This window comes from Parasphingomonas frigoris, from assembly GCF_036663815.1.
Classification (GTDB): domain Bacteria; phylum Pseudomonadota; class Alphaproteobacteria; order Sphingomonadales; family Sphingomonadaceae; genus Sphingomonas.
Window position 1 is genome coordinate 1 of sequence record NZ_JAXOJQ010000038.1, and the last position, 1,516, is coordinate 1,516.

Consider the following 1,516-nt stretch of genomic DNA (forward strand, 5'->3'; position numbering starts at 1 on the left):
AAAGCCTCCCGCGGACCCGTCCGCGGGAGGCTTTTTCACAACCTCAAACCCGTTGCGATCAGGCGACGGCAGCCTTCAGCGCATCGACCAGATCGGTCTTCTCCCAGGTGAACGTGTCACCTTGCGGCTCGCGACCGAAATGCCCGTACGCCGCAGTCTTCTTGTAGATCGGCGCGTTGAGCTTCAGATGCTCGCGGATGCCCTTCGGCGTCAGGCGAACGAGCTTCGGCAGGACCGATTCGAGCTTGGCTTCCTCGACAGTGCCGGTGCCATGCGTGTCGACATAGACAGACAGCGGCTCGGCGATGCCGATCGCGTAGCTCAGCTGGATCGTGCAACGACGCGCGAGACCGGCCGCAACGACGTTCTTCGCAAGATAGCGTGCGACATAGGCAGCCGAGCGATCGACCTTCGTCGGATCCTTGCCCGAGAACGCGCCGCCGCCATGCGGGGCCGCGCCGCCGTAGGTGTCGACGATGATCTTGCGCCCGGTAAGGCCTGCGTCGCCGTCTGGGCCGCCGATCTCGAACTGGCCGGTCGGGTTGATGTAGATCGCGGTGTCGTCGGTGATGAAGCCGTCGGGCAGCACGTCCTTGAACACGCCCATGACATAGTCGCGCAGCACCGCGTACTTGGCGGGATCGGCGTTATCGCCCTTCTCGCAATAGCCCGGCGCATGCTGCGTCGAGACGACCAGGGCGGTCGCGCCGACTGGCACTTCGTTCTCGTACGACAGCGTCACCTGGCTCTTCGCGTCGGGCTCGAGGAACGGCGCCGCGCCCGAATGGCGGTCTTCGGCCATTTTGGCGAGGATCTTGTGGCTGTAATACAGCGTCGCGGGCATCAGGCCCGGGGTCTCGTCGGTCGCGTAGCCGAACATGATGCCCTGGTCGCCGGCGCCCTCGTCCTTGTTGCCGCTCTCGTCGACGCCCATCGCGATGTGCGCGGACTGGCCGTGGAGGTTGTTCTCGAAGCGGAACGTCTCCCAGTGGAAGCCGGTCTGCGCGTAGCCGATCTCCTTGACGGTGTTGCGCACCGCAGCCTCGATCTCTTCGAGCACGCCGTCGGCCCACTGGTCGTTCTCGTAGATGCCCTTGCCGCGGATTTCACCGGCGAGGACGACGAGCTGCGTGGTCGTCAGCGTTTCGCAGGCGATGCGCGCCTGCGGGTCCTTGGCGAGGAACAGGTCGACGATCGTGTCGCTGATCTGGTCGGCGACCTTGTCGGGATGGCCTTCGGAGACCGATTCGGAAGTGAAGAGGAAAGACTTGCGCATGCGGGCCTCTTTGCCATGCTCTGGAACGAGCGTCATATAAGGAAAGCTTTATATGACCCTAGCGCTGGCGACGGCGCAGAGCAACCGCAGTGACGAGCATCAGCGCGGCTACGATCGCCGCCATCGCGTTGCCGACACGCGAGAACAAAGTGGGGGGCAACGCGGAAGGCATCTGTTGCTGTATTGCGCCAGCGGTCTCGTGTGGAACGGTCGCTACGAGGTGGCCATCGGCGGCAAAGA

Annotated in this window: 2 protein-coding genes; one reads left to right on the forward strand and one right to left on the reverse strand. The window is 64.1% G+C overall.

What is annotated here, in order from left to right; all coding sequences use genetic code 11:
• Positions 1-58: 58 nt before the first annotated feature.
• Positions 59-1,276 (reverse strand): methionine adenosyltransferase, encoded by a 1,218-nt coding sequence (metK, locus tag U1872_RS22250; protein ID WP_332742076.1) that lies wholly within the window; start codon positions 1,274-1,276, stop codon positions 59-61.
• Positions 1,277-1,328: 52 nt separating this feature from the next.
• Between metK and U1872_RS22255 the strand changes: the two genes are divergently transcribed.
• On the forward strand, positions 1,329-1,516 hold a 188-nt coding region (locus U1872_RS22255), incomplete at its 3' end, for a hypothetical protein (RefSeq protein WP_332795049.1).

Excerpts from the sequence above, each read along its gene's own strand:
- metK (WP_332742076.1), bottom strand. The coding sequence starts at position 1,276 with ATGCGCAAGTCTTTCCTCTTCACTTCCGAATCGGTCTCCGAAGGCCAT.